Raw genomic sequence first — 20,270 nt, forward strand, 5'->3', positions numbered from 1 at the left:
GTACGGGCACCGCTGCGCACCGTTCGATGCACATAAGGAGCGGGGTCGCGGGGTGCGACCCCGGACCCCGCTCCTGACCCGGCGGGACGCCGGACGTGCCCGGGATCAGCCGAGCTTGCTCTTCAGGACAGCCACGATCTCGTCCACCGCGACAGCGGCCTGTTCGCCGGACTCCATGTCCTTGAGCTGCACGACACCCTCGGCGAGGTCCCGCTCACCGGCGACGATCGTGTACCGGGCGCCCGAGCGGTTGGCGTTCTTCATGGCGCCCTTGAGGCCCTTGCCCCCGAACGAGAAGTCCGCGGAGACCCCGGCCCGGCGCAACTCCGTCACCTTGGTGAACAGGACGCGGCGTGCCTCGTCACCGAGCGGCACCGCGAACACGCTGGTGGTGGAGGGCAGTTCGAGCTCTACGCCCTCCGCCTCCAGGGCGAGGACCGTGCGGTCGACACCGAGGGCCCAGCCGACGGACGGCAGCGACGGGCCGCCGATCATCTCGGACAGACCGTCGTAGCGGCCGCCGCCGCCCACCGCGGACTGCGAGCCGAGACCGTCGTGGACGAACTCGAAGGTCGTACGGGTGTAGTAGTCGAGGCCGCGCACGAGCTTCTCGTCGTCCTCGAAGGGGACCCCCTCGGCAATGAGCAGCTCACGCACCTGCTCGTGGTAGGCCTTGCACGCGTCGCACAGGTAGTCGCGCAGCGAGGGCGCGCCCACGAGCTGCTTCTGTACGTCGGCCCGCTTGTCGTCGAGGACGCGCAGCGGGTTGATGTCGGCACGGCGCAGCGTCTCCTCGTCGAGGTCGAGGCCGCGCAGGAAGTCCTGGAGGGCGGCCCGGTAGACGGGACGGCACTCCTTGTCGCCCAGCGAGTTGAGCAGGATGCGGAAGTCGCGCAGGCCGAGCGAGCGGTACGCCTGGTCGGCCAGGATGATCAACTCGGCGTCCAGAGCCGGGTCCTCGGCACCGATCGCCTCGGCACCGACCTGGGAGAAGTGACGGTAACGGCCCTTCTGGGGGCGCTCGTAGCGGTAGTACGAGCCCGAGTACCAGAGCTTGACCGGGAGGTTGCCCGCCTTGTGCAGGTTCGCCTCCAGGGCCGCGCGCAGTACGGAGGCGGTGCCCTCGGGGCGCAGCGCGAGCTTGTCGCCGCCCTTGGTCTCGAAGGCGTACATCTCCTTGGTGACGATGTCGGTGGACTCACCGACACCGCGCGCGAACAGCTCGACGTTTTCAAAGCCGGGCGTCTCGATGTAGCCGTAGCCGGAGTTGCGCAGCGGGCCGGAGATCGCCTCGCGCACGGCGAGGAACTTCGCGGAGTCCGGCGGAATCAGGTCGTACGTGCCCTTGGGGGCCTGAAAGGTGCTCACGGGAAGTCTTCGTCACATTCCTCGTCGGGGAGCCTCGGTCGAGGGTCCCTGGCCGGCGGCCACCTGCCGCAGATACGGGTTGGTGGCGCGCTCCTGGCCGATGGTCGTCTGGGAGCCGTGCCCGGAGAGGACCACGGTCGAGTCGTCGAGCGGCAGGCACACACGGGCCAGCGATTCGAGCATGTCGTCCATGGAGCCACCGGGCATGTCGGTGCGTCCGATGGAGCCGGCGAAGAGCAGGTCGCCCGAGAAGAACACCTGCGGAATCTCCGCGGTCTCGGGCATCCGGAACGCCACCGACCCCTTGGTATGGCCGGGCGCGTGCGCGACGGTGAAGTCGAGCCCGGCGAGCTTCAGGGCCGCGCCGTCGGACAGCTCCCGCACGTCGTCGGGCTCCCCCACGGTGAGCTCGCCCATCAGCGGCATGCCGATGGAGCGGCCGATGCCCTTCTCCGGGTCGCTCATCATGTAGCGGTCGGCGGGGTGGATCCACGCCGGAACGTCGTGCGCCCCGCAGACCGGGACGACCGAGGCGACATGGTCGATGTGCCCGTGCGTGAGGACGACCGCGACCGGCTTGAGCCGGTGCTTCTCGAGCGCTTCCTCGACTCCCTCGGCGGCCTGGTGGCCCGGGTCGATGATCACGCACTCCTCACCGGCGGCGGGGGCGACCAGATAACAGTTGGTGCCCCAGGCTCCGGCCGGGAACCCGGCAATCAGCACGATCGTCCTTCGTATGTCGTCGGTATGTCGGTACGGCTGTACGGCTGTGTCTCAGCGGGGTGCCGTCGCGACAACGGAATGCGGCAGATCACAGCCTACCGGCGCTGCCGATTCCACAGCGAACCCATATACGGTACGGGGCACCAGCCGACGGCCCGCACCAGAGGTCACGAGACGTACGAGGAGAACACCCGGTGGTCACCAAGGATCAGCGGCAGCGTCAGCTCGCCCGGGAGAAGTTCTTGCGCCAGCAGCAGCGGCGCGAGTCCGCGCGACGCAAGGCGCGCACCCGCAACACAGTGATCGCCGCGGTGCTCGCTGTGGCCGTGCTCGGCACGGGTGGCGCGTACGCCGCCGGCGCCTTCAAGAGCGACGACAAGAAGGCGACCGCCGGCTCCGAGCCGAGCGCGAGCCCGTCGCCGTCGAAGGCGCCGGACCCGTGCGCGAAGCCCGCCGAGGGGAAGGCGAAGACGGCTACCTGGAAGAAGGAGCCGGCGGTGAGCATCGACAAGTCCGCGGACTACTCGATGAAGCTCGCCACGACGTGCGGTGACATCGGCATCGACCTGAAGGCGTCGGCCGCCCCGCACACGGTCAACTCGTTCAACTACCTGGCGAGCAAGGGCTTCCTCGACCACACCAAGTGCCACCGGCTCACCACCGAGGGCATCTACGTGCTGCAGTGCGGTGACCCGACGGGCACCGGCCAGGGCGGCCCGGGGTACACCATCCCGGACGAGAACCTGAAGGACTCCTCCCTGAAGAAGGCGGAGAAGTCTCAGGGCACGCAGCTGTACACGTATCCGGCGGGCACCATCGCCATGGCGAACACCGGGCAGAAGCACACGGGCGGAAGCCAGTTCTTCCTCGTCTACAAGGACAGCAAGCTCCCGGCCACGTACACCCCGTTCGGGACCATTTCCGACTCCGGAATGAAGGTTTTGAACAAGATTGCCAAGGCTGGTGCACAAGCTGCGGACCAGACGACCGGCAACACCGCGCCGAACGCGACCGTGGTGATCAACAAGGGGACTGTGACCAAGTCCTGACCTGCCAGCTGCCAAACTTCGGTCGCGCGGGATGCGGACAGCCGCCCCGCCGGTCGCCTATGTTGGCGGTGACGAAACTGTGGACGATGCCCGGGGGCCCACGAGTCCCCCGCAGGCATCATGTGGAGGAGGCGCTGTGAGCAGCGACCCGTGGGGCCGCGTCGACGAGGCGGGGACCGTGTACGTGCGTTCGGCCGACGGCACTGAGCGTGAGGTCGGTTCGTGGCAGGCGGGATCGCCTGATGAGGCCCTGGCCTACTTCAAGCGCAAGTACGACGGTCTGGTCGTCGAGATCGGGCTCCTCGAGCGCCGGGTGCAGACGACCGACCTGTCGGCGAAGGACGCCTCGACCGCGATCGAGCACCTGCGGGAGCAGGTCACGGACGCGCATGCGATCGGCGACCTGGACGCCCTCGGCAAGCGGCTCGACAAGCTCGTGGAGTCGGTCGAGTCGCGCCGCGAGGAGCGCAAGGTCCAGAAGGCCAAGCAGTCCGACGAGGCGCGGCACTCCAAGGAGGCGCTGGTCGTCGAGGCGGAGGAGCTGGCCCAGTCCGAGCAGTGGCGGGCGGCCGGTGAGCGGCTGCGGGCCCTGGTGGACACCTGGAAGGGTCTGCCGCGTCTCGACCGCAAGTCGGACGACGAGCTGTGGCACCGCTTCTCGCACGCCCGGTCGGCGTTCTCCAAGCGCCGCAAGGCGCACTTCGCGTCCCTGGACGCGCAGCGCGAGGACGCCCGCAAGGCCAAGGAGCAGTTGGTCACCGAGGCCGAGGCACTGTCGAACTCGCAGGACTGGGGCGCCACGGCGGCCCGGTACCGCGAGTTGATGACGGACTGGAAGGCGGCGGGCCGGGCTCAGCGTGAGCACGAGGACGATCTGTGGAACCGCTTTCGCGGCGCCCAGGACGTGTTCTTCGCGGCGCGCAGTTCGGTCTTCGCCGAGCGGGACGCCGAGCAGGGCGAGAACCTCAAGCTCAAGGAGGAGCTGGCCGACGAGGCCGAGAAGCTCCTGCCGGTCGGCGATCTGAAGGCGGCCCGTGCCGCGTTCCGCTCGCTCAACGAGCGCTGGGAGGCCATCGGCCACGTGCCGCGCGACGCCCGCCCGAAGGTCGAGGGCCGGATGCACGCGGTGGAGCGCGCGCTCCAGGAGTCCGAGGAGACCGAGTGGCGCCGGACGAACCCGGAGGCACGCGCGCGTGCCGCGGGTCTGACGGGTCAACTGCAGGCGGCGGTCGACAAGTTGACGGGGCAGATCGAGCAGGCCCGTGCGCAGGGCAACTCTTCGAAGGCCGACAAGTTGCAGCGCGAGCTCGATGGGCGTCAGGCGCTGCTGGATCAGGCGCTGAAGGGGCTTCACGAGTTCGGCGGCTGAAGGTAGCCGTAAAGGAGCGGGCCCGGGCTTCTGAAAGCCCGGGCCCGCTCCTTTACGCCTCGGCGTCTGCTGTTCCGCCCGTCGTGCGTCTGCCGACCGGAAGTTACGGGCGGCGGGCCGATGTGACGCGGTACACGTCGTAGACGCCCTCTACGCCCCTGACGGCCTTGAGGACGTGGCCCAGGTGCTTCGGGTCGCCCATCTCGAACGTGAAGCGGGACGTCGCCACCCGGTCGCGGGAGGTCTGTACGGCCGCGGACAGGATGTTCACGTGCTGGTCCGAGAGGACGCGGGTCACGTCGGACAGCAGTCGCGAGCGGTCGAGCGCCTCGACCTGGATGGCGACCAGGAAGACCGAGGACTGGGTGGGTGCCCATTCGACCTCGAGAATGCGCTCGGGCTCACGGGACAGGGAGTCCACGTTGACGCAGTCGCTGCGGTGGACCGAGACGCCGCTGCCGCGCGTGACGAAGCCGATGATGGGGTCGCCGGGGACCGGCGTGCAGCAGCGCGCCAGCTTCACCCAGACGTCGTCGACTCCCTTGACCACGACGCCCGGATCGGCGTTCGCACGACGCTTGGAGCGGCCGCGCGAGGGCGGTGCGCTCTCGGCGATGTCCTCGTTGGCCGCTTCCTCGCCGCCGAGCGCCTGGACCAGCTTCTGTACGACGGACTGTGCCGTGACGTGGCCCTCGCCGATGGCGGCGTACAGCGACGAGATGTCGGGATAGCGCATCTCGTGCGCGAGCGTGACCAGGGAGTCGCCTGTGAGGATCCGCTGGATCGGCAGGTTCTGCTTGCGCATGGCCCGCGCGATGGCGTCCTTGCCCTGCTCGATCGCCTCGTCGCGGCGCTCCTTGGAGAACCAGGCACGGATCTTGTTGCGGGCGCGGGGCGACTTGACGAAGCCCAGCCAGTCCCGTGAAGGCCCTGCGCCGGCCGCCTTGGAGGTGAAGACCTCCACCAGGTCGCCGTTGTCCAGGGTCGATTCGAGCGGGACGAGCCGCCCGTTGACCCGTGCTCCTATGGTCCGGTGGCCGACCTCCGTGTGGACCGCGTAGGAGAAGTCGACGGGGGTGGCGCCCGCGGGGAGCGCTATGACGTCACCCTTCGGCGTGAAGACGAACACCTCGTTGCGCGACAGGTCGAAGCGCAGGGACTCCAGGAACTCGCCGGGGTCCTCCGTCTCCTTCTGCCAGTCGAGCAGCTGACGCAGCCACGCCATGTCGTTGAGGTGGTCGTCCTTGCCGGTGGTCCTCGGCTGGTCGGAGCGCACCTTGGAGGCGCCGGCGACGGCCTCCTGCTTGTACTTCCAGTGCGCGGCGATGCCGTACTCGGCGCGGCGGTGCATGTCGAACGTACGGATCTGCAGTTCGACGGGCTTGCCGTTGGGGCCGATCACCGTCGTGTGCAGCGACTGGTACATGTTGAACTTGGGCATCGCGATGTAGTCCTTGAACCGGCCGGGGACCGGGTTCCATCGCGCGTGGACGGTGCCGAGAGCGGCGTAACAGTCCCTCACCGTGTCGACAAGGACACGAATACCCACCAGGTCGTAGATCTCCGCGAAGTCACGGCCGCGGACGATCATCTTCTGGTAGACGCTGTAGTAGTGCTTCGGGCGGCCTGTGACGGTGGCCTTGATACGGGCCGCGCGCAGGTCGCTCTGCACCTCGTCGGTCACTATGGCCAGGTACTCGTCGCGCTTGGGCGCGCGCTCGGCCACGAGCCGCACGATCTCGTCGTACATCTTGGGGTAGAGGATCGCGAACGCGAGGTCCTCCAGCTCCCACTTGATGGTGTTCATGCCCAGGCGGTGGGCGAGCGGCGCGTAGATCTCCAGGGTCTCGCGCGCCTTCTTCTCCTGCTTCTCGCGCTTGAGGTAGCGCATGGTGCGCATGTTGTGCAGGCGGTCGGCGAGCTTGATGACCAGGACGCGCGGGTCCTTGGCCATGGCGACGACCATCTTGCGGACGGTCTCGGCCTGCGCGGCCTCGCCGAACTTGACCTTGTCCAGCTTGGTGACGCCGTCGACGAGGAGGGCGACCTGGTCGCCGAAGTCGCGCCTGAGGGTGTCGAGGCCGTACTCGGTGTCCTCGACGGTGTCGTGCAGCAGGCCCGCCATGAGGGTGGCCGGGTCCATGCCGAGCTCGGCGAGGATCGTCGTCACGGCGAGCGGGTGCGTGATGTACGGGTCGCCGCTCTTGCGCTTCTGACCGCGATGCCAGCGCTCGGCGACCTGGTAGGCCCGCTCGATCTGGCGGAGCGTCGACGTCTCGATCTTCTGGTCGTTGCTGCGCACTATCCGCAGCAACGGCTCCAGGACCGGATTGTAGGGGTTCGAGCGCTGCACGCCGAGGCGCGCCAGACGGGCCCTGACACGGTTGGAGGAGCCGGCGCGGGCCGCGGGCTGGTTCGCGCCCGCGCGGATCACGGGGGGCGGCGTGGCGCGCGTCTGCTCGGCCGCGGGCTTGGACCGTGGCTGCCCGGCCGCCGTGCCGCCCGGGGTGCCGGTGGACTTCGTGGGGCTCTGCCCGTTGCTCGCGGGCGTGCCGGACGAAGCGTTCGCGGGCGTGCCGGAAGAAGCCGCGTCCTTGTCGGCCTGCTGGTCGGGCTTGGCGGCAGTGAGTGGCTTGGCCTCGTCTGGCAACGGCGCTCCTCGTGCGCGACGGTTCCCCGTTCGGGTCCCGGAGAGCCCATGGTATCGATCCGGCGCCCACCACACGTATTCGGCCAGTGGTACGCCCTCGCACTACCGGAACACCAGAGGCGGGCGCCGGATTCCTCCGGGCCCGCCCATACGGCTGTGAGCTGGGGCTTTACACCAGCAGCAGGGCATCGAGCGGGGCGCCCTGAAGCGCGGGTTCCACGCGTGCGCGGCCGGGCAGGAAACCCAGTTCCATGAGGACCGCGACGCCGGCGACCCCGGCGCCCGCCCGGCGGATCAGGTGCAGGGCGGCCTCCGCGGTGCCGCCGGTGGCCAGCACGTCGTCGATGACCATGACCCGGTCGTCGGCCGACAGGTCCTCGGCGTGCACCTCGATCTCCGCGGACCCGTACTCGAGGTCGTACGACTGCGAGAGCGTGGCGCCGGGAAGCTTGCCCGCCTTGCGTACGGGGATGAAGCCGAGGCCCGCGCGGACGGCGACGGGGGCGCCCAGGATGAAGCCGCGCGCCTCCAGACCGACGACCTTCGTGGCGCCGTGGCGCACACACAGCTCGGCGAGGGCGTCGGTGAGGGCCGTGAACGCCGCCGGATCCGCGAGGAGCGGGGTGATGTCCTTGAACATCACGCCGGGCTCCGGGTAGTCGGGAACGTCACGGATACGGCTGAGGAGCAGTTCCTTGATGTCGGTCATTTCTGCACCTCAGGGCGTGTATGTGAGGGTTTCTCAGTAAGTTTTCAACGGGTTTGCGCGGTCGAAACCCTAGCAGCCGCCCCGGTGGGGAACGACGCGGGCGCCAGGGCCTCGACGGCTCCTGGCGCCCGTGTGCGCGATGCGGTGTCCGGGTCAGCGGCGCTTGCCCGAGGGACGGCCGCGGCCGCGGTTGCGGGGCGGCTGGTTGCGCGGCCCCGCACCTGCCGGGGCGGCGTCCTCCGGCTCGCTCTCCGGCCGGCTCTCCGCCTGGTGGCCCACGACCGCGGCGGCATCGGGCTCCGCCGCGGCGGAGGCCCGCTTGGCGAGGACCCGCTTCTTGAGGGCCTTCATCTTCGGCTCGCGCTCCTTGAGGTCGGCGACCAGCGGAGTGGCGATGAAGATCGACGAGTACGCACCGGCGGCCAGACCGACGAAGAGCGACAACGAGATGTCGTTCAGCATGCCGGCGCCGAGGAAGCCGCCGCCGATGAACAGCAGGCCCGCGACGGGCAGGAGCGCCACGATCGTGGTGTTGATCGAGCGCACCAGGGTGCTGTTGATCGAGCGGTTCGCGATGTCGCTGTAGGTCCAGCGGGTCTGCTTCTCGATGCCCTTCGTCTGCTCCTTGAGGGAGTCGAAGACGACGACCGTGTCGTAGAGCGAGTAACCGAGGATCGTGAGCAGACCGATCACCGTGCCCGGCGTGACCTCGAAGCCCACCAGGGCGTAGATCCCGACGGTGATGGTGATGTCGTGGATGAGGGCGACGAGTGCGGCGAGCGCCATCCGCCACTCGAAGGCGATCGCCAGATAGATCACGACGAGGACCATGAAGATGGCCAGGCCCTGCCAGGCCTTGTTGGCGATCGTCTCACCCCAACTGGGGCCCACCAGGTCGGCGTTGATCTTGTCGGCGTCGATGCCCAGGTCCTTGGACAGCTCGGCCGCGATCTGGTCCGACTTGCTCGTGTCGACGCCCGCGATCTGGATGCGCAGGCCGCCCGTGCCGAGCTCCTGCACGATCGCGTCGTGGCCGGAGGCCGTGGTCGCGTACTCCTCCGCCTTCTCGGCCGAGACGCTGGTCTTGGGCGTCGTGAAGACGGCGCCGCCCTCGAAGTCGATGCCCATGTTCAGGCCGCGGACCGCGAGGCCCAGGATGGCCGTGATGGTGATCAGGATCGAGACGCCGTACCAGATCTTGCGCTTGCCGATGAAGTCGTAGCCGACCTCACCGCGGTAGAGCCTGGCGCCGAGATTGCCGAGCTTCGACATCTCACGCCTCCTTCGGGTCGACAGGGCCGGCGGCGGAAGCGGTGGCACGACGGGTGGAGCGCCGACGCACCGGAGGCTGGACACCCAGACGCTTCGCGTCGAGGCCCGACCACTTGTGTCCGCTCGAGAAGAACTTCTTGCGGGCCAGGATCGTCATCAGCGGCTTCGTGAAGAGGAAGACGACGACCACGTCGAGCAGGGTGGTCAGGCCGAGCGTGAACGCGAAGCCCTGCACCTTGCCGACGGTCACGATGTAGAGCACCGCGGCCGCGAGGAACGACACGAAGTCGGAGACGAGGATCGTGCGCCGGGCGCGCGGCCAGGCACGCTCGACGGCGGGCCGCACGGAACGGCCCTCGCGGATCTCGTCCCGGATTCGTTCGAAGAACACGATGAACGAGTCCGCGGTGATACCGATGGCCACGATGGCACCACAGACGGCCGGCAGGTTCAGCGCGAAGCCGATGGCCGGGCCGAGCAGTGTCATGAGCGTGTACGTGAGGATGCCGGAGGCGACCAGCGAGGCGAGGGCGACGACCGACAGACCGCGGTAGTAGACCACCAGGTAGATGACGACCAGGGCGAGGCCGATGGCGCCCGCGATCAGACCGGCGTGCAGCTGCTCACCGCCGAGGGCCGCGGTCACCGTGGTGACGCTCTGCTCGTGGAAGGTGAGCGGCAGGGCGCCGTACGACAGCACGTTCGCCAGGTCCTGGGCGGACTCCTGGGTGAAGCTGCCGCTGATCTCGGCGTTGGCGCTCAGCGTCGAGCTGACGCTGGGGGCGGAGACCACGTCGCCGTCGAGCACGATGGCGAACTGGTTCATCGGGGACTGCTGGTCCTTGAGCTTGCTGGTCGTCGCCGCGAACTTCTTCGAGCCGCCGCCCGTGAAGTCCATGTTGACGACCCACTGGCCGGACTGCTGGCTGATGGTCGCCTGGGCCTTCTTGACGTCCTTGCCGTTCACCTCGGACGGGCCGAGAACGTACTTCTCCCACTGGCCCTGCGAGTCCTTGCCGCAGGCGACGATGGTGTCGGTCGCCTTGGCGCCCTCGTTGACCTTCGTACGGGCCGCGTTGTCGGTGCAGTCGAGGTCCGTGAACTTCTTCTGCAGCGCTGCGGTCGCCGGGTCGGCGGAGGGCGTCGGCGAGGCCTTGTCGTCGGCCTTGCCGGTCGACGAGGCGCTCGGCGTGGAGTCGGCCTTCAGGCTGTCGGTGACGGCGCGGCCCTGCGAGGTGGCCGTGGCGGACGGCTCGGTCGAGTCCTTGTCCGTGGCCTTGTCGGTCGCCTTGTCCGTGGCCTTGTCAGTCGCCTTGTCCGTCGCCTTGTCGCCGGTCGAGGCGCTGGGGGACGGGCTCGTCGACGGGCTGCCCGTGGGCGCGCCCGCGGCCGCCGTCAGCACGGGACGGAAGTAGAGCTGAGCGGTCGTACCGACCTGCTCACGCGCCTGCTTCTGGTCCGTACCCCGCGGGATGTTGACGATGATGTTGTTGTTGCCCTGCGTCTGGACCTCGGCCTCGGAGACACCCATGCCGTTGACACGGCGGTTGATGATGTCCGCCGCGGTGTCCATGTTGGTCTTGTTGATCGCGTTGGGCTGGCCCGGCTCGTTCTTGGCCTCCAGCGTGATGCTGGTGCCGCCCGCGAGGTCGATGCCGAGACGTGGCGTAAACGTACCGGAGAGGAACATCCCCCCGACGAGCGCCACCATGATGATCACGATCAGGCTCAGAGCACGCCCGGGCTTGCTCTGGGAACCTGCCCCTCGGCTCTTTGTAGGTGTGGCCACCTTCTCGTACTCCCTCTCCATCCGCCCGGCATCGGGGATTCATACCCCGACCTGCACAAGCGGCCATGAAATGGTCGAGAATCCACGCGGGTCACGCACGAACGGGAACCGCGGCGACGCAAGCGGTCGCCCCGCGGCTCCGGTCGTGACTACTTCGCGTCGGACTCGCCGTCGGTCTTCTTCGGCTCGGCGTCGGCGGCCTTGTCGGCGTCGGCGGCCACGTCGGCCTCGGCGGCGGGCTCGGCGGTCTCGTCGGCCCCGTCCTTCTTGCCGAGGTCGATACGCGAGACGTCAGCGGCGGCGGTCTCGTCGGTCCCGGTGAGGGAGGACGCGTCGTCCGGTACGACGGTGGCGTCGGTCAGCTCGTCGTCCTCGGAAGCCTCCACGCCGTGGACGATGCGGTTGTACTCGTCGTCGGAGAGCACGGCGCCGATCGCGTTCTTCGCGAACAGGAGGTGGATGCCGGGGCCGGCGTCCAGGAGGACCGTGTCCTCGTTGACTTCCTTGACCGTGGCGTAGATGCCCCCGATCGTGCGGACGCCGGAACCGGGCTGCATGTCATTGCGCATCGATGCGGCGGCCTGCTGCTTCTTCTTGGCAGACCGGGTCATCAGGAACATGGCCCCGATGAGCACGATGAACGGGAGGAGGGTCACGAGACTCACGGGTGGGAACTTCCTTCAGGCGACCGCGTCGGAAAGCGGCCTTGTTGGGTTTGGGGGTGCACCGTCGCCATTAAGGCGACCGTCGGCGGAGTCTAAGCGAGTCCGCACTGTGGTAACAACGCTCAGCATGGCACCGGGGTTCCTGGCCCGGCCACCACCCGCGCCGTCACGCCCCGAACAGGTCCCCTTGTCCGCTTCCGCCCGTTCTTCCCTGGGGCGGGGTGAGGCCCAGGTGCGCCCATGCGGCGGGTGTGGCGACCCGGCCCCGGGGCGTCCGTGCCAGCAGCCCCTCGCGTACGAGGAAGGGCTCGGCGACCTCCTCGACCGTCTCGCGCTCCTCCCCCACCGCGACGGCGAGCGTCGACAGGCCGACGGGTCCGCCGCCGAACAGCTTGAGGAGGGCCTCCAGCACACCGCGGTCGAGGCGGTCGAGGCCCCGGCCGTCCACCTCGTACACGGCGAGCGCGGCGGCGGCGATGTCCTGGGTGATGTGGCCGTCGGCCTTGACCTGGGCGTAGTCGCGGACGCGGCGCAGCAGCCGGTTGGCGATGCGCGGGGTGCCGCGGGACCGGCCGGAGATCTCGACGGCCCCCGCGGTGTCGATCTCCACGTCGAGGAGGTTCGCGGAGCGGTGGATGACGCGCTCCAGCTCGTGCGGCTCGTAGAACTCCATGTGCGCGGTGAAGCCGAAGCGGTCGCGCAGCGGGGGCGGCAGCAGCCCCGCGCGCGTGGTGGCGCCGACCAGGGTGAACGGGGGCAGTTCGAGCGGGATGGCGGTGGCGCCGGGGCCCTTGCCGACGATGACGTCGACGCGGAAGTCCTCCATCGCCATGTAGAGCATCTCTTCGGCGGGCCGGGACATGCGGTGGATCTCGTCGAGGAAGAGGACCTCGCCCTCCTGGAGGGAGGAGAGGATCGCGGCGAGATCGCCCGCGTGCTGGATGGCGGGGCCCGACGTGATGCGGATCGGGGCACCCATCTCCGCGGCGATGATCATGGAGAGGGTGGTCTTGCCGAGGCCCGGGGCGCCGGAGAGCAGGACGTGGTCGGCGGTGGCGCCGCGTGCGCGGGCGGCGCGCAGCACCAGATCGAGCTGTTCCCTGACCTTCTCCTGGCCGATGAACTCGCCGAGGTCCTTGGGGCGCAGGGCCGCCTCGACGGCCTGGTCCTCGCGGTCGGCGACGGAGCCCACGAGCCGCTCGGGGTCCGGCGCCGCGTCGGTCGGGTCGTCCCAGTTCATTACGTGTGCCTCGCGTTGCGGTTCGGGGGCGGTCGGCTAGCGGGTGCGGTTCAGGGTCTGCAGGGCCGCCTTGAGAAGCTGTCCCACCTGGGGGGTGCCTTCGGCCGCCTCGGCCTGCGGGGCGACCGCCGTGACCGCCTCGTCCGCCTCACGGGTCGCGTAGCCGAGGCCGATGAGCGCGGCGTGCAGCTGGTCGCGCCAGCCACTGGTGACGGCGGTGCCGATGGCGGGGCCGCCCGTGCCCAGCGGCTCGCCCAGCCGGTCCTTCAGCTCCAGGAGCAGCTTCTGGGCGCCCTTCTTGCCGATGCCGGGGACGGCGGTGAGCGTCTTCTCGTCACCGGTGGAGACGGCGCGGCGCAGGGTGTCGGGGCTGTGCACGGCGAGCATGGCCTGGGCCAGGCGCGGGCCGACGCCGCTGGCGGTCTGCAGCAGCTCGAACGTCTGCTTCTCGTCGTCGTCGGCGAAGCCGTACAGGGTGAGCGAGTCCTCGCGGACGACGAGGGAGGTGGCGAGCTTGGCCTGCTGTCCGAGGCGGAGCGTGGACAGCGTGTTCGGCGTGCACTGGACGGCCATGCCGACACCGCCGACCTCGACCACCGCGGCGTCGGGGGCGAGGGCGGCGATGGAGCCGCTGACGAAGGCGATCATGCGGTACGGCCTTTCAGTGCTTTGGACGCGTTGGATGCTTTGGACGCGTTGGACGCTTTGGACGCGTGAGCCGCGTGCAGCGCTACGGCTTGCTGGAGTCTGTTCTGCGCGGGGGCGCGCCAGATGTGGCAGATGGCGAGGGCGAGCGCGTCGGCGGCGTCGGCCGGCTTGGGCGGCGCGTCGAGCCGGAGCAGCCGGGTCACCATGGCTCCCACCTGGGCCTTGTCGGCGCGGCCGCTGCCGGTGACGGCGGCCTTGACCTCGCTGGGGGTGTGCAGGGCGACGGGCAGGCCGCGGCGCGAGGCGCACAGCATGGCGACGGCACTGGCCTGGGCGGTGCCCATGACGGTGCGCACATTGTGCTGGCTGAACACCCGCTCCACGGCGAGGACTTCGGGCTCGTACTCGTCGAGCCACTGCTCGATGCCCTGCTCGATGGCGACCAGGCGCCGGCCCAACTCGGCGTCCGGGGGCGTCCGTACGACACCGACACCGCGCATCGTCAGGGGCCGGCCCGCGATCCCCTCGACCACGCCGACTCCGCACCGGGTCAGCCCCGGGTCCACGCCCAGAACGCGCACACCGCTCCCCCACCTTCGATTGCCTGTTCCCGCAGGCTATCGGCTGCCACTGACAAAGCGGCGGGCCGACGGGGTGTGTCCCGTCGGCCCGCCGCTGATGTCGCGTCAGGCGTCGACCTTCTCCATGACCTCGTCGGAGATGTCGAAGTTGGCGAAGACGTTCTGGACGTCGTCGCTGTCCTCGAGCGCGTCGATCAGCTTGAAGATCTTGCGCGCGCCGTCCTCGTCCAGCTCGACCTGCATGGTCGGGACGAAGTTGGCGTCGGCGGAGTCGTAGTCGATGCCGGCTTCCTGGAGGGCGGTGCGGACCGCGACCAGGTCGGTGGCCTCGGAGAGCACCTCGAAGGCCTCACCCAGGTCGTTGACCTCTTCGGCGCCCGCGTCGAGCACGGCGCCCAGCACGTCGTCCTCGGACAGCTCGGCCTTGGGGACCACCACGACGCCCTTGCGGTGGAACAGGTACGACACGGAGCCCGGGTCGGCCATGTTGCCGCCGTTGCGGGTCATGGCGACGCGCACGTCGGAGGCGGCGCGGTTGCGGTTGTCGGTGAGGCACTCGATGAGCACCGCGACACCGTTGGGACCGTAGCCCTCGTACATGATCGTCTCGTACTCGGCGCCACCGGCTTCGAGACCGGCGCCGCGCTTGACCGCGGAGTCGATGTTCTTGTTCGGGACCGAGCTCTTCTTGGCCTTCTGGATGGCGTCGAAGAGGGTCGGGTTACCCGACACGTCGGCGCCGCCCGTGCGGGCCGCGACCTCGATGTTCTTGATCATCTTCGCGAAGAGCTTGCCGCGCTTGGCGTCGACCACGGCCTTCTTGTGCTTCGTCGTAGCCCATTTAGAGTGGCCGGACATCTGCCTGTCTCCTTCGCGTAACCAACCTCAGTACGAACGCACAGATCCTACAAGGAACCCTGGGCGCCCTTCGCCCGCACCATCTCCACGAACAGACCGTGCATCCGGTGGTCCCCGGTGAGCTCGGGGTGGAAGGACGTCGCGAGCGCGCTGCCCTGACGGACGGCGACCATGTGCCCTTCGTGCTCGGCGAGCACCTCTACAGAGGCGCCCACGGACTCCACCCAGGGGGCGCGGATGAAGACGCCCTCCACAGGATCGCCCTCGATGCCCTGTACGTCGACCGCCGCTTCGAAGGACTCGTTCTGTCGCCCGAAGGCGTTACGGCGCACGATCATGTCGATGCCGCCGATGGTCTCCTGGCCCGAGCGCGGGTCGAGGATCTTGTCGGCGAGCATGATCATTCCAGCGCAGGTCCCGTAGACGGGCAGACCGGCGCGCACGCGCGCGCGAAGGGGCCCCATCAGACCGAAGAGCTCGGCCAGTTTGGAGATGGTGGTCGACTCACCACCGGGGATGACGAGGCCGTCGACCTCGGCCAGTTCTTCGGGGCGCCGCACCGGCCTGGCCACGGCGTCGGCCGTGGCCAGGGCGATGAGGTGCTCCCGTACGTCGCCCTGGAGAGCCAGGACGCCGATGACGGGGGTGCTCATGGGGCTTACCAGCCCCGGTTCGCGTAGCGCTCGGTCTCGGGCAGGGTGTCGCAGTTGATGCCGACCATGGCCTCGCCGAGGTTGCGGGACGCGTCCGCGATGATCTTGGGGTCGTCGTAGAAGGTGGTCGCCTTCACGATGGCTGCGGCGCGCGCCGCCGGATCGCCCGACTTGAAGATGCCGGAGCCGACGAAGACGCCCTCCGCACCGAGCTGGCGCATGAGCGCGGCGTCGGCCGGGGTGGCGACGCCACCGGCGGAGAAGAGGACCACAGGCAGCCTTCCGAGCTCGGAGACCTCCTTGACCAGCTCGTACGGGGCGCGCAGGTCCTTGGCGGCGGCGTACAGCTCGTTGTTGTCGAAGCCGCGCAGCCGGGCGATCTCGTTCTTGATCTGGCGCAGGTGGCGGACGGCCTCCACGACGTTGCCGGTGCCGGCCTCGCCCTTGGAGCGGATCATGGCGGCGCCCTCGACGATGCGGCGCAGGGCCTCGCCCAGGTTGGTGGCGCCACAGACGAACGGGGTGGTGAAGGCGAACTTGTCGCTGTGGTTGACCTCGTCGGCCGGGGTCAGGACCTCGGACTCGTCGATGTAGTCGACGCCGAGGGACTGCAGGACCTGAGCCTCTACGAAGTGGCCGATCCGCGACTTGGCCATGACGGGGATGGAGACCGCGCCGATGATCTCTTCGATCATGTTCGGGTCGGACATCCGGGCCACGCCGCCGTCCTTGCGGATGTCGGCGGGGACCCGCTCCAGGGCCATGACGGCGACGGCGCCCGCGTCCTCGGCGATCTTCGCCTGCTCGGCGTTGACCACGTCCATGATGACGCCGCCCTTGAGCTGCTCGGCCATGCCGCGCTTGACGCGGGCGGTGCCGGTGGCGGGGGTCTCTACGGAGGCGGCGGACTGCGGGGTGCTGATGGACACGGGGACCTCATTCGAAGACGAAGGCTTGCTGCAGCACCGAGGAAACCCCTGAGGACCAGGCCACTACAAGGGCCAATGGGTAGCCGGTGGCTCCTTTTGCCGCGACGTCTGTCCGGGCCCTCCGTAGTTCCGGGCCTTAAGTCGTTCCGGGCCCTACGTAGTGGCGCGGTCGGCGAGCGCCGCCGGAGGCTCGTCGTCCATCTCGAAAGCCAGCGGGAACGGGGCGTGCCCCGCCAGCCGGAACCAGCGGACCTTGCGGTGCCGGCGCAGCGCGCGGGCCGCGCGGACGGAGTCGTTGTGGAAACGGCGGGCCATGGGAACGCGGCGCACCGCCTGCGCCAGCTCCTCGGCGGCGTCCTCGCCCCCGGGGGCCTCCCGGACGGCCTCGACCTGGTCGGCTTCGCCGAAGACCGCTCTGAGCGCCTGGCTGAGCTCGCTCTCGGCGACCTCCCGGTGCTCCTCCTCGGCCTGCCGCGCGGCGTGCGCGGCCTCGTAGAGCACGATCGACGCGGCCGGGTCCAGGACCCCGGACGTGGCCAGCTCCTGGGCGACGGAGGCGCGGCGCAGGAGTTGCGCGTCGAGGGCGGCGCGCGCCGCGTCGATGCGGGCGTGCAGCCGGTCGAGGCGCCCCGCGGTCCAGCTCAGGTAGAGGCCGATCGCGAAGAGGGCTACAGCGATCCAGATCAAGGTGACGGTCACGGGCGCAAAGGCTACCGGTGGCGGAGCGCGGCCCCTGTGCCCCCATGCCTGCTCTGCCCGCTGTATCAGCTGCCCGCTCAGTCCCTGGCGAGGCCGAACCGCGCCCGGAACCCGGTCCGCTCGTCGGCCGCCACCGTCGTCGCCCCGTGCGTCACCGTCTCGTAGACCGAGAGGATGTCGGCCCCGACGGTCGACCAGTCGAAGCGGCGCACGTGCTTGCTGCCGCGCTCGCGGAGTTCGGCGCGGCGCACGGGGTCGGCGAGGAGCCGCAGCGCGACTCCGGCGAGTGCGTCCGCGTCCTCGTTCGTGAAGAGTTCGCCCGCCGAGCCCTGGTCGAGGACCTGGGCGAAGGCGTCCAGGTCGGCGGCGAGCACCGGGGCACCCGCCGACATCGCCTCGACCAGGATGATCCCGAAGCTCTCGCCGCCGGTGTTCGGGGCGACGTACAGATCGACGCTGCGCAGCAGCCGCGCCTTGTCCTCGTCGCTGACCATGCCGAGGAACTCGACGCGCTCGCGCATCTCCTGGGGAAGCGACTCGACGGCCTCTTCCTCGTCGCCGCGACCGGCCACCAGCAGCCGCGTGTCCGGACGCTCCGCGAGGATCTTCGGCAACGCCCTCATCAGGACCGGCAGGCCCTTGCGGGGCTCGTCGATCCGCCCGATGAATCCGATGGTCCCGCCCTCCCGTCCCCCGCCGCCACCCTCAACCGAGCTGCGCGCCCCTCCTGATTGCCACTCGGCCCTGGGCTCGGCCCGTGCGAAGAAGTCGACGTCGACCCCGTTCGGGATGACCACCGCGTCACCGCCCAGGTGTTCCACGAGCGTGCGGCGCGCGTACTCGCTCACCGCGATGCGCGCGCTGATCTTCTCCAGGGCGGGCTGCAGGATCGGGTACGCGGCGATCATCGCGCGCGAGCGGGGGTTGGAGGTGTGGAAGGTAGCGACGATGGGGCCCTGCGCCGCCCAGCACGTCAGCAGGCCGAGCGACGGCGACGCCGGTTCGTGGATGTGGACGACGTCGAACGTGCCGTCGTTCAGCCAGCGCCGGACGCGCGCCGCGCTCAGGAAGCCGAAGTTGAGGCGCGCGACCGAGCCGTTGTACGGCACCGGGACCGCGCGGCCCGCCGACACGACGTACGGCGGCAGCGGGGTCTCGTCGTCGGCCGGGGCGAGGACGGATACCTCGTGCCCCAGGGCGATGAGGTGCTCCGCCAGATCGCGGATATGGAACTGGACGCCGCCCGGCACGTCCCATGAGTACGGGCAGACGATTCCGATCCTCACGCGGACCGCTCCTCAAAGTGCTCCAGGTCAGCGAGCCACAAACGTTGCAGCATGTGCCAGTCCTCCGGATGGTCCGCGATCCCCGTGGCGAAGGCATCGGCCAGCGCCTGCGTCATGACAGACGTCTTCTCGGCGCGCGTACCTGTCTCCGGTACGTCGATGGGCGGGTGGACACGACCTCGCATGATCGGCGAGGAGTCGTACCAGAGGGTCACCGGCAGGAGCAGCGCGCCCGTCTGCTGGGCGAGCATCGCAGGTCCGGCGGGCATCCGCGTCGTCTCGCCGAAGAATTTCACCTCGACGCCCGAGGACGACAGATCGCGGTCGGCGACCAGGCAGACGAGACCGCCCGCGCGCAGCCGGCGGGCCAGCGTCCCGAAGGCGGAGCCGCCGGTGTGCGGCAGCACCTCCATCCCGAGGCCCTCGCGGTACGCGACGAAACGGTCGTACAGGGTCTCCGGCTTGAGGCGCTCGGCGACCGTCGTGAACGGGGTCTCCAGCTTGGTGGTGACCCAGGCACCTGCGAGGTCGTAGTTGCCCATGTGGGGCAGAGCGAGGATGACGCCCTTACCGGAGTCCAGGCCCTCGGTGAGGTAGTGCAGGTCCTTGCCCGAGAAGCCTTCCCTGATGCGGTCCTTGCTCCACGCCGGGAGCCGGAAGGACTCCATCCAGTAGCGCAGGTACGAGCGCATGCCCGCCTTGGAGAGCTCGCGGAGCCTGTGCGGCGTCGCGTCCGGAACCACCCGGGCGAGATTCGCCTCCAGGCGGAGCACGCCCTTGCCGCGCTTCTTCCACACGGCGTCGGCGATGGTCCTGCCCAGCCGCTTCGCGGCCGGTTCCGGGAGCTTCTTCACCATGGCCCAGCCGAGCCCGTACAGGGTGTCCGTCACCCGCTCCTGCGCCCCGCTCACGAGGCGGTCTCCTCCTGGGCGGCGGCCGCGGCCGCCGCGTCGGCCTCGGCGGATTCGCGGCGGACGGTCACCACACGCTGGATCAGCGTGACGAGACTGCCCACGGCGACGATCCACAGCGCGACGGGCAGCAGGTACTGAATGCCGGGTACGCCGAACTTGTGCAGCCCCGCGAAGCCGGCGGCGACCAGCGTGATGACGAGGCGCTCGGCGCGCTCCACCAGGCCGTTGACCGCGACGGGCAGGCCGATCGCCTCGCCGCGGGCCTTCGTGTAGGAGACGACCTGGCCACTGGCGAGACAGAAGATCGAAACCGCGCACAGGACGTTGTCGTTCCCCGAGCCCGCGTACCAGAGAGCCAGGCCGCCGAAGATGGCGCTGTCCGCGACCCGGTCGAGCGTGGAGTCGAGGAACGCGCCCCAGCGGCTGGTGCGCCCGAGCTGGCGCGCCATATTGCCGTCCACGAGGTCCGAGAAGACGAACAGCGTGATGACGACCGTGCCCCAGAAGAACTCTCCGCGCGGGTAAAAGACCAGCGCTCCCGCCATCACTCCGGCGGTGCCGAGGAGTGTGACCGTGTCCGGGCTGACCCCGCGACGGATGAGAAACGCGGCGAACGGTGTGAGGACACGCGTGAAGAATGCACGCGCGTACTTGTTCAGCATGGCCTTCCCGAGGGTCGGTGCCGTGCGGCCCCTCTGGCCACCGGCTGGCCCATCGTAGTCACGCGCGCACCGGAACGGCCGCCGGGCCACCACGCGCGCGTGGTGGTCGCGCACGACGTATGGACGCACAGTGACCGGAGTGGAAAGCTCGGTGACACCGCGGGCGTCGCCGAAGCCGCCTCCGCACGCGGATTCGCGTGTCCGCG

The 20,270-nt window shown here is 69.6% G+C and carries 19 protein-coding genes; 2 read left to right on the top strand and 17 right to left on the bottom strand.

Annotation, left to right across the window (positions count from 1 at the left end; all coding sequences use genetic code 11):
* Nucleotides 1-105 precede the first annotated feature (105 nt).
* Together hisS and ACIREE_RS09085 are read right to left on the bottom strand one after the other, a co-directional pair.
* Nucleotides 106-1,368, bottom strand: a complete 1,263-nt coding sequence (hisS, locus tag ACIREE_RS09080; protein ID WP_404148476.1) for a histidine--tRNA ligase — start codon at nucleotides 1,366-1,368, stop codon at nucleotides 106-108.
* A gap of 12 nt (nucleotides 1,369-1,380) precedes the next feature.
* On the bottom strand, nucleotides 1,381-2,091 hold the full coding sequence (locus ACIREE_RS09085; protein ID WP_404148478.1) for an MBL fold metallo-hydrolase: 711 nt from the start codon (nucleotides 2,089-2,091) through the stop codon (nucleotides 1,381-1,383).
* Nucleotides 2,092-2,285: 194 nt separating this feature from the next.
* Between ACIREE_RS09085 and ACIREE_RS09090 the strand changes: the two genes are divergently transcribed.
* Together ACIREE_RS09090 and ACIREE_RS09095 are read left to right on the top strand one after the other, a co-directional pair.
* A complete protein-coding gene (locus ACIREE_RS09090; protein ID WP_404148481.1) occupies nucleotides 2,286-3,140 on the top strand; it encodes a peptidylprolyl isomerase in 855 nt (284 codons plus the stop codon).
* A 136-nt stretch (nucleotides 3,141-3,276) separates the two neighbouring features.
* Nucleotides 3,277-4,509: a DUF349 domain-containing protein gene (locus ACIREE_RS09095; protein WP_404148484.1), complete on the top strand. Its 1,233-nt coding sequence runs from the start codon at nucleotides 3,277-3,279 to the stop codon at nucleotides 4,507-4,509.
* Nucleotides 4,510-4,612: 103 nt separating this feature from the next.
* On the opposite strand, the gene ACIREE_RS09100 is transcribed toward ACIREE_RS09095, so the two are convergent.
* The 15 genes from ACIREE_RS09100 to pgsA form a co-directional block, all read right to left on the bottom strand.
* Nucleotides 4,613-7,159, bottom strand: coding sequence for a RelA/SpoT family protein (locus tag ACIREE_RS09100; RefSeq protein ID WP_404148487.1), 2,547 nt, complete (start codon nucleotides 7,157-7,159; stop codon nucleotides 4,613-4,615).
* Between the two features lie 169 nt (nucleotides 7,160-7,328).
* Nucleotides 7,329-7,868, bottom strand: coding sequence for an adenine phosphoribosyltransferase (locus ACIREE_RS09105; RefSeq protein ID WP_404148490.1), 540 nt, complete (start codon nucleotides 7,866-7,868; stop codon nucleotides 7,329-7,331).
* Nucleotides 7,869-8,021: 153 nt separating this feature from the next.
* On the bottom strand, nucleotides 8,022-9,140 hold the full coding sequence (secF, locus tag ACIREE_RS09110) for a protein translocase subunit SecF (protein WP_404148493.1): 1,119 nt from the start codon (nucleotides 9,138-9,140) through the stop codon (nucleotides 8,022-8,024).
* A gap of 1 nt (nucleotide 9,141) precedes the next feature.
* On the bottom strand, nucleotides 9,142-10,929 hold the full coding sequence (secD, locus tag ACIREE_RS09115) for a protein translocase subunit SecD (protein ID WP_404148495.1): 1,788 nt from the start codon (nucleotides 10,927-10,929) through the stop codon (nucleotides 9,142-9,144).
* Between the two features lie 149 nt (nucleotides 10,930-11,078).
* Nucleotides 11,079-11,594: a preprotein translocase subunit YajC gene (yajC, locus tag ACIREE_RS09120; RefSeq protein ID WP_404148498.1), complete on the bottom strand. Its 516-nt coding sequence runs from the start codon at nucleotides 11,592-11,594 to the stop codon at nucleotides 11,079-11,081.
* Nucleotides 11,595-11,760: 166 nt separating this feature from the next.
* Nucleotides 11,761-12,834: a Holliday junction branch migration DNA helicase RuvB gene (gene ruvB, locus ACIREE_RS09125; protein WP_404148501.1), complete on the bottom strand. Its 1,074-nt coding sequence runs from the start codon at nucleotides 12,832-12,834 to the stop codon at nucleotides 11,761-11,763.
* A gap of 36 nt (nucleotides 12,835-12,870) precedes the next feature.
* Entirely contained in the window at nucleotides 12,871-13,482 is a 612-nt protein-coding gene (ruvA, locus tag ACIREE_RS09130; protein WP_404148504.1) for a Holliday junction branch migration protein RuvA, read from the bottom strand.
* Nucleotides 13,479-14,063, bottom strand: coding sequence for a crossover junction endodeoxyribonuclease RuvC (ruvC, locus tag ACIREE_RS09135; protein WP_404148507.1), 585 nt, complete (start codon nucleotides 14,061-14,063; stop codon nucleotides 13,479-13,481). The genes ruvA and ruvC overlap by 4 nt, the downstream gene beginning before the upstream one ends.
* 105 nt (nucleotides 14,064-14,168) lie before the next feature.
* Complete coding sequence (locus ACIREE_RS09140) at nucleotides 14,169-14,921, bottom strand: YebC/PmpR family DNA-binding transcriptional regulator (RefSeq protein WP_404148510.1); 753 nt, start codon at nucleotides 14,919-14,921, stop codon at nucleotides 14,169-14,171.
* A gap of 47 nt (nucleotides 14,922-14,968) precedes the next feature.
* Nucleotides 14,969-15,574, bottom strand: a complete 606-nt coding sequence (gene pdxT, locus ACIREE_RS09145; protein WP_404148512.1) for a pyridoxal 5'-phosphate synthase glutaminase subunit PdxT — start codon at nucleotides 15,572-15,574, stop codon at nucleotides 14,969-14,971.
* Nucleotides 15,575-15,579: 5 nt separating this feature from the next.
* Entirely contained in the window at nucleotides 15,580-16,503 is a 924-nt protein-coding gene (gene pdxS / locus ACIREE_RS09150; RefSeq protein ID WP_404148514.1) for a pyridoxal 5'-phosphate synthase lyase subunit PdxS, read from the bottom strand.
* Nucleotides 16,504-16,656: 153 nt separating this feature from the next.
* Nucleotides 16,657-17,202: a hypothetical protein gene (locus ACIREE_RS09155; protein ID WP_404148517.1), complete on the bottom strand. Its 546-nt coding sequence runs from the start codon at nucleotides 17,200-17,202 to the stop codon at nucleotides 16,657-16,659.
* Between the two features lie 77 nt (nucleotides 17,203-17,279).
* Nucleotides 17,280-18,488 carry a glycosyltransferase family 4 protein gene (locus ACIREE_RS09160; RefSeq protein WP_404148519.1) on the bottom strand — a complete coding sequence of 403 codons (1,209 nt, stop codon included), beginning with the start codon at nucleotides 18,486-18,488 and terminating at the stop codon, nucleotides 17,280-17,282.
* Nucleotides 18,485-19,399, bottom strand: a complete 915-nt coding sequence (locus ACIREE_RS09165) for a phosphatidylinositol mannoside acyltransferase (protein WP_404148522.1) — start codon at nucleotides 19,397-19,399, stop codon at nucleotides 18,485-18,487. The genes ACIREE_RS09160 and ACIREE_RS09165 overlap by 4 nt, the downstream gene beginning before the upstream one ends.
* Entirely contained in the window at nucleotides 19,396-20,064 is a 669-nt protein-coding gene (gene pgsA, locus ACIREE_RS09170; protein ID WP_404148525.1) for a phosphatidylinositol phosphate synthase, read from the bottom strand. The genes ACIREE_RS09165 and pgsA overlap by 4 nt, the downstream gene beginning before the upstream one ends.
* Nucleotides 20,065-20,270: the final 206 nt, after the last annotated feature.

The organism is Streptomyces sp. NPDC102467 (assembly GCF_044765445.1).
Classification (GTDB): domain Bacteria; phylum Actinomycetota; class Actinomycetes; order Streptomycetales; family Streptomycetaceae; genus Streptomyces.